The organism is Coprococcus intestinihominis (assembly GCF_040096555.1).
Lineage (GTDB): Bacteria > Bacillota > Clostridia > Lachnospirales > Lachnospiraceae > Coprococcus_A > Coprococcus_A intestinihominis.
On record NZ_JBBMEK010000139.1, the window covers coordinates 1 to 8,468 of the forward strand.

General features: G+C 42.5%; 6 protein-coding genes. All 6 read right to left on the reverse strand.

What is annotated here, in order from left to right:
• Positions 1-413: 413 nt before the first annotated feature.
• Positions 414-1,811: a glycine--tRNA ligase gene (locus tag WMO25_RS11025; RefSeq protein WP_015514318.1), complete on the reverse strand. Its 1,398-nt coding sequence runs from the start codon at positions 1,809-1,811 to the stop codon at positions 414-416.
• A gap of 42 nt (positions 1,812-1,853) precedes the next feature.
• On the reverse strand, positions 1,854-2,489 hold the full coding sequence (locus WMO25_RS11030; RefSeq protein WP_117540009.1) for a hypothetical protein: 636 nt from the start codon (positions 2,487-2,489) through the stop codon (positions 1,854-1,856).
• An 85-nt stretch (positions 2,490-2,574) separates the two neighbouring features.
• Complete coding sequence (gene recO, locus WMO25_RS11035; RefSeq protein WP_015514320.1) at positions 2,575-3,327, reverse strand: DNA repair protein RecO; 753 nt, start codon at positions 3,325-3,327, stop codon at positions 2,575-2,577.
• 15 nt (positions 3,328-3,342) lie between these two features.
• The gene (gene era / locus WMO25_RS11040; RefSeq protein ID WP_015514321.1) at positions 3,343-4,245 is read right to left on the reverse strand and encodes a GTPase Era; all 903 of its coding nucleotides are present in this window, start codon (positions 4,243-4,245) and stop codon (positions 3,343-3,345) included.
• A gap of 89 nt (positions 4,246-4,334) precedes the next feature.
• Entirely contained in the window at positions 4,335-7,274 is a 2,940-nt protein-coding gene (locus tag WMO25_RS11045) for an insulinase family protein (protein ID WP_349085364.1), read from the reverse strand.
• A 325-nt stretch (positions 7,275-7,599) separates the two neighbouring features.
• On the reverse strand, positions 7,600-8,468 hold an 869-nt coding region (guaB, locus tag WMO25_RS11050; protein WP_349085365.1), incomplete at its 5' end, for an IMP dehydrogenase.

Sequence of the window (8,468 nt, forward strand, 5' to 3'; positions counted from 1 at the left end):
CCTAACAGTTCTCGCATACTTGCATTACCTTCTGTAAACATATAAACCCACTTGCGCATTATAAATCCCCCTTAAATGCTTGTGTACCTAGAATCACAATGAAATCCCGGTGCAGAATTCAAGTCTGCTGCGCTGATATATTTTCCATCTGAATTCATGTGCAAAATACACTACAAAATGATATATACTACAAGTTCCGATATCTATATTTTAGCACTTTTTTCTTAAAAAGCAAATGCTATATAGTGAATATTTAACAAATATTTGCCAATTATCATTCGGCATATGCATACATCATCCAATAAACTGCACAATTATCAAATAGCCTATACAATTCTTCGACTATAGACAACATAAAAGGCATGTAAAAAATCATTTTTCACATGCCTTTTCAGTCGTATTTTTAAATCATCTTAGTAAGCCAATTTCTCCATGAAGTAAGCTGTCAGATCTTCAATCTTCACACGTTCCTGTTCCATAGTATCTCTGTCTCGAACAGTTACGCAGCCATCTTCTTCGGAATCGAAATCATAAGTAACACAGAATGGTGTGCCGATTTCATCCTGTCTTCTGTATCGCTTACCGATATTGCCTCTGTCGTCATATTCGCAGTTCCAGTTCTTGGAAAGTTCTGCATAGACAGCTTCTGCTTTCTCACCCAATTTCTTGGATAATGGGAGTACACCAATCTTGACAGGAGCCAGTGCCGGATGGAAATGAAGAACTGTACGCATATCCGGTTTCTCTTCTGTGCCGATATTCTCCTCATCGTATGCGCCGCAGAGGAATGCAAGTACCACACGGTCAGCACCCAGAGAAGGTTCAATGACGAATGGGATGTATTTCTCTTTCTTACCTTCATCAAAGTATGTCAGATCTTCGCCGGAAACTTCCATATGACGTGAAAGGTCATAGTTGGTTCTGTCTGCAATGCCCCATAACTCGCCCCATCCGAACGGGAAGAGGAATTCAATATCGGAAGTTGCTTTGGAATAGAAGGAAAGCTCTTCAGCTTCGTGGTCTCTGACTCTCATCTCATCCGGTTTGATACCCAGAGTCTGAAGCCAGTTAATACAGAATTCTTTCCAGTATGCGAACCATTCAAGGTCTGTATCCGGTTCACAGAAGAATTCCAGTTCCATCTGTTCAAATTCTCTTGTTCGGAAAGTAAAATTGCCTGGTGTGATCTCATTTCTGAAAGACTTACCGATCTGTCCGATACCAAATGGAATCTTCTTACGGGATGTTCTCTGGACATTCTTGAAATTAACGAAGATACCCTGTGCAGTTTCAGGTCTCAAATAAACGGTATTCTTCGCATCTTCTGTTACACCCTGGAATGTCTTGAACATCAGGTTGAACTGACGGATATCTGTGAAGTTATGCTTGCCGCAGGTTGGACAGCAGATATTCTTCTCATCGATGAAGTTGACCATCTGTTCGTTAGACCAGCCATCAACGGAACCTTCCAGTTCAATACCGTTGTCCTGACAGAAATCTTCGATCAGTTTGTCTGCTCTGAATCTTTCATGACATTCTTTACAATCCATCAGCGGATCTGAGAAACCGCCCAGATGGCCGGATGCAACCCATGTCTGAGGGTTCATCAAAATAGCACAGTCAACGCCCACATTGTATGGATTCTCCTGGATGAATTTCTTCCACCAGGCTTTTTTTACATTGTTTTTTAATTCAACGCCAAGGTTACCGTAGTCCCATGTATTGGCAAGTCCGCCGTAAATTTCTGAGCCCGGATAAACAAATCCGCGGGCTTTAGCAAGTGCTACGATTTTTTCCATTGTTTTTTCCATGTTCTTTACCTCGCAATTTTATTTATGCTATCAAGTGAAAGATCACTTGAAGAGAATCACTGACGGATCATCCGAAGTCTGAACTGTATGATCATCCACCAGAGATACATTTTTACTGTAGTACATAATCTTACCGTTGGTCTGAATACGCACAGAACTATCTGTATAAATGAGATGAAGATGCTTATGCTCGGACAGATCTTTAAAAGTAGTCTCCTCTCCGCTTTTCACCTCAACCAGACCATCTATATCTGCAATACGTTCATCTGAAGCAGCTTCTTCCATTGAAAGAAATTCAAAATCCGTCTCATTGAAAGCGTCATAGATATCCATATTCAAATATCCAAGTGCCATTGCCGCAGTTTTTGCATCCGGGTCCGTCTCAACATAATGAACGGAAACAGCTGTAATTTCTTCATCATCCGATTTCTTATCCTTCGGCTGCTCCTGAGGATTGGCCTGATTGAATGCATCCACCTGCTTGTTGACATACGCTGTCAAGTCTGACAAGGAATAATACTCCTTGTCAAAGGATTCGATTACAACTTCCTCGACAGAACCGTCTCCATTCACGCCGATCGTCGACTCTGTCACATTGGACAAATCAACTTTCCTTCCGGTACATCCGGCCAGAAGCGTCATGCACAGCAATACAGCCGGTAATATGCAATGCTTCATTATATGACCTCCTGTCTGTGTATGTCTCATTCATTGTATCCTTAAAATACCAGTTTTTCAATCCCTTTTTGAGAATTCTTTTACTTTACACATCTTCCATCATCGTCAATATTTCAAGAGATTTAAAACGTCTGTCAATATATTGGTTTCGATAACGTTCGATGATTGACTTGAGATTATTAAGGACATCATCGGAGACCGTAAATGTATATATTGTTTCAATAGGTGTACTGATAATATACTGCATGGTATAAATGGCTGCCGGGCTTATAGAAATCGTTGTCATTTTCTCATGTCCGGCGCATTTCTCGCAGAGCAGTCCGCGATAACGGGCACTGAAAACAGATAGATTTTCTGTTGTATGACAGCAGGCACACTCAAAGCATTGCGGACATTCTCCGTTAACAGCCATAATTTTCAATTCATAGATACACCGGATTAAAGGATAGGCAATGGTTTTCTTGCACAGCGCCCGTACAGTCTGATAGAGAAGCTTTAGCATTTCCAGATCATCTGCATTTTCACGGCCATAATAATCAGCAAATTCAAGAAAATAGCAACCATAACAGGTGGCATCCATGTCTTTTCGAAATTCCTCGAAATAATTCATTACTTTAACACTGGAGATTGTATAAGCACTGCGGCCTTCCAGTAACATAAATTCTCCGAATACAAAAGGCTGTGCAGCTGCCATCAGACTATTGCCGGGCCTTTTGGCGCCTCGGGCAAACCCGTGAATCTTGCCCCGTTCCTTTGTCAGAATGACAACCCTTTTATCATATTCTCCCACAGCCATCGTTGAGATCACCATACCTGTGACTTTTACCAGTTCAGCCATTTGGACACATCTTTCCTAGTATTCTTTCTTATCGTAACCAAAGTTCTTGATGAGAAAATCGCTGTCTCTCCAGTCTTTCTTAACTTTGACCCAGAGTTTTAAGTTGACTTTCTTTCCAAGCATATCCTCGATTTCCGGTCTGGCCTGAGAACCGATTTTCTTAAGCATGGCGCCCTGTTTGCCGATAATAATGCCTTTGTGAGAATCACGTTCACAGATAATGGTGGCATCAATATCAATGAGCCTGCTGTTGCGTGCTTTCATCTGATCAATAGAAACAGCGATACCGTGAGGTACTTCTTCATTCAGGGATCGTAAGGCCTTTTCGCGGATCAACTCTGCAACAATCTGTCTCTCCGGCTGATCCGTAACGGTATCTTCATCATAGAACTGCGGACCATACGGCAGATATTTCATGATGACTTTGATTAAATCTTCTGTATTGTCCCCTTTAAGTGCAGAACATGGAACGATTTCTGCAAAATCACAGATATCTTTGTATGCGTCGATGCTTTTGAGGATTTCTTCTCTCTTTACGGTATCAATCTTATTGATAACAAGAATAATCGGTGTTTTCGTTTTTCTTAACTGTTCTGCAATATGCTGTTCACCGGCACCGATAAAAGTCGTTGGTTCAACAAGCCAGAGAATGACATCCACTTCACTTAAAGTGCGTTCTGCAACTGTTACCATGTACTCACCCAGTTTATTCTTGGCTTTGTGGATACCCGGTGTATCCACAAAAACAATCTGGCCTTCTTCGCTTGTGTAAACCGTCTGAATGCGGTTTCTTGTTGTCTGCGGTTTATTGGATGTGATGGCTATTTTCTGTCCGATCAAATGGTTCATTAATGTGGATTTGCCAACGTTCGGACGACCAATCAGTGTTGCAAATCCGGATTTGTATTGTTGATTCATAAATTCTCCCCTGTTTGATTCCCAAGACATTTTTATATGTCTTATGTTTCCTAAATTGAACTGCTTAAAGCTTTTGGATCACTTGTATGCTATTGAGTAAGCTGTGCCACGTATTCAAAACGGTCCTTTTCTTCTGTGATCTTGCTTTCACTGCCTACAACGCAGATATGACCGGCTTCAATGACTGACGCAACAGCCTTTGAAAGGTCTCTCAGATCGTCAACAGTTGTTGCAAGAAGCTCATCTCTGTTCTTCTGTATCTGTTCAAAACTGCGTTCCCCGAGAAACGCTGCCAGTGAACGGTTTCCCTTCATAGAAGCTGTCATCGGCAGGTCGATGGCACCAACGGCACCGATGATATACTTCGTCAATTCTCTGTCATCTAATGCCAGAGACCGGACATAGTCGGCTGCATTCGCATAAATATCATAAGTCTTTGCAAGATTCGGATCTCTGTAAGAAGTGAAATAACCATTGCCACTTGGCGCAAAACCGCACATACAGCCGTATGCACCGCCTTTGACTCTGACATTATTCCAGAGGTATTCATTGCCCAACACATTCTTCAGCACATTCATACTGCCGCTGTAAGCCATACCTGATCCCTCAAAATTGCCTACACAGGCATTATACTGTACCATACCGGATGTGATAAAAGCTTCATTGTGTCTCGGGCATGTGCCGATGGTTTTGACTGCACAGTCGACAGCGCTCATCGGCGCAGTGTATAACTTGCCGGCAAAAGATACGAGTGGCTTTGTACATATCTGCATGCCTTCATGATCAACGGTCATATCCGCCATAAGGTATGCTTTTCTGAAAATCTTCTGACCGATTGTCTGCAATTTATGAATGATTTCTGTTTTTCTGGTGTCATAATCTTTCAGTATCGCACACAAGAACTGATAGAAAGCAATGCCTTCTACGAGTTCTTTGTACCAGCTGCCCTGGTTGAAATAAGACATGGCTCTGTTTACAGCCGTTGAATGACCATTTGACATAAAGCCCATTTCAAGACGGGATTTCAGCTGGTTTAGAATCTCTTTCAGACGCTTCTCATCATCAAAATGGGTATGAAGTAAAATATCTTCAAATAATTCAAACATCTTTGGCACTTTGCTGTACAGGACTTTGCCGGACATTTCAAATCGTGGCTTATAAGTATCACTGCCCTGAAGACCGTAAATGTTCACTGCTGTCCGAAGACCGCCGGTATATAAATTCACCTCATCTGTCAGTTCCTGATAGGTATAGTGATCTGTGTTCATATTGCCAAGAACTTCTGTCAATATGCCGAGATAAGGAACCTCTTCCGCATCTATATGGGAAATATCAAACAGCAGATCAACATAAGCAATTCGATTAGTTTCAATTTCGTGCTGCAGAATAGCAATACCTTCTTCCGACAACACCTTATTGTAGATAGGTTCAGCCTCTTTGCGGATATCATCAATTGTCAGCAGTGGGATCATTTCAAGGATCTCTTTTGGCGATGGTTCACTCTGATATTGCTTCAATTCTTCGGTGGCTGCAATGAGCTGCTCCAGTTCTTCCTCTGAAAGGGAAGCCTTGTATTCTGCCAGCTGATCAGCCAATGCCTGCTCTTTTCTTGCTGCGAGCCCCTTAGATGGGCAAAGCAGATAAACAGAACAGTGGGTATTATCAATCATATAGTGTCGGATCAAGTTCTCAAAATATCCCTTGGAAAGGCCCTCTCTTAATTCATCATAAACTGCCTGGAATTTCAGATGAACAAAAGGCTTATTGTCATCATAGAGCCAGCTGTCCATTAACTGTAATCCGTACATCAGCCCTTTTGGCCAGCGGCCGAAATCACCTTCTCTTGACTTGAATTCATAATAATTCAAGGCGCCTTCAAGTGTCTTGTGGTTCAGTCCGCCATCTGCCAGCTTCTCTAATTCAGTTTGGATCACCTGAACAATTTCATCTCTGTCTTCTTCATTAATATTCTTGATGATAATGGACAAATATGGCTGTATAAGACTTGTCTCGAACATACCATAGATATCTTCCCCAAAGCCTTTGTCTAAAAGCGCCTGTTTCAAAGGTGCTCCGGGAGCTTCCATCAGTGCATATTCAAGAATCTGAAACCCAAGGCAAAGCTTGGCATCAAGGCTGTCACCAACGACCCAGCTGTATGCCATATAAGCGGCATTGTCTTCTCTGTCATCATTGCCGATCGGGTATTCACCACGGGTGACAGAAGTGTGGGCAAATGGAGCCTGCTTTGCAATAGCGGAATCTACCCGGGTATTATCAAATTGGCACAGGTATGCTTCATCAATAAAAGCCAGTTTCTCTGCCACGTCCATATTGCCATACAGGTAAATGTAGCTGTTGGATGGATGATAATACTTCCTGTGGAAATCCAGAAACTGCGTATAGGTCAGTTGTGGGATGACATCCGGATCACCGCCGGACTCGACACTATAGATGGTGTCCGGGAACAGTGTATCGGTGATCTTTCTATATAAAATCTGTTCGGGTGCTGAAAAAGCGCCCTTCATTTCATTATAGACAACACCATTGTAAATAAGGGGTGCGTCCTTGTCTGTTAACTCATAATGCCAGCCTTCCTGTCTGAAGATCTCATCATGAATATAAATATTCGGATGAAAAACGGCATCCAGATAGACATGCATCAAATTCTGAAAATCTGCATCATTGCAGCTGGCAATAGGATAAACCGTCTTGTCCGGATAGGTCATCGCATTCAAAAATGTATTAAGAGAGCCCTTCGCTAATTCTACAAAAGGGTCCTTGGCAGGAAACTTCTCTGAACCGCACAAAACCGAGTGTTCCATAATATGGGCAACGCCGGTACTGTCCTTTGGAGGAGTTCTGAAACCGATATTGAAGGTTTTATTTTCATCATCATTAGCCAGAACAGCGATTCTTGCACCGGTTTTCCTGTGTCTGAGCAGTGCTGCCTGGGATTTGATCTCATCTATATATTCCAGACTGACGATTTCATAGGCCGCCGGAATATGAGTAAATTTGTCTGTCATTTTATGCCTCCTGATCATTTTCGCATTCGTGCCATCTATTATAACACATTTTGCTATTAATCGTAAACAAGGGTCATCCTTTTATTATCCGGCTGTTGGATAAAAATATGCAAAAAGCTGCTGCAAAATTGAAAATTCTTCTTCAATCCTGCAGCAGCCGACTTATTTCATAAGATTAAGATAACTGTTCAGAGCCAGCCTCCAAAATGCTACGCATTTCGTCGGTGTGACGTATTCGCCAAATAAAATTTCATAAACAGACTTAAAAATGCAAGCATTTTATACCTGTTGTTTGAAATTTTGCTTGGCTCTGAACAGTTACAGATTAAGCATCGACACTGTAGTTTGGTGCCTCTTTTGTAATGTGAATATCATGCGGATGGCTTTCTTTCAAAGCTGCCGCAGAAATCTTCACGAAACGTCCGTTTTCTTTCAGTTCTTCAATTGTTCTTGCACCGCAGTAACCCATACCTGCACGGAGACCGCCAAGGAGCTGGAATACAGTGTCTTCAACGAAGCCTTTGTAAGCAACACGGCCTTCAACACCTTCAGGAACCAGTTTCTTGGCATCTGACTGGAAGTATCTGTCCTTGCTTCCGTTTTCCATAGCAGCGATAGAACCCATGCCTCGGTAAACTTTGTATTTTCTTCCCTGATACAATTCGAAGCTGCCCGGGCTTTCATCACAACCTGCGAACATGCTGCCCATCATGCAGACATTGGCACCAGCTGCGATTGCTTTTGTTACATCACCGGAATACTTGATACCGCCATCAGCGATAATCGGAATATTGTGTTTCTTGGCTGCTTCATAACAATCCATAACAGCTGAGACCTGAGGAACACCGATACCGGCAACAACACGTGTTGTACAGATAGAACCAGGTCCGATACCAACCTTGACACAGTCGACACCAGCTTCGATCAGTGCTTCTGTTGCTTCTGCTGTGGCAACATTGCCTGCGATAACCTGGAGATCCGGATAAGCATCCTTGACCATATGAACGGTACGTAGAACATTGGCTGAGTGGCCGTGTGCCGTATCGATAACGATAACATCAACATGTGCCTTAACAAGTGCATCTACACGGTCAAGAATATCTGCTGTAACACCAACACCTGCACCGCAGAGCAGACGTCCCTGAGCATCCTTTGCAGACAGCGGATACTTGATCTGCTTCTCAATATCCTTGA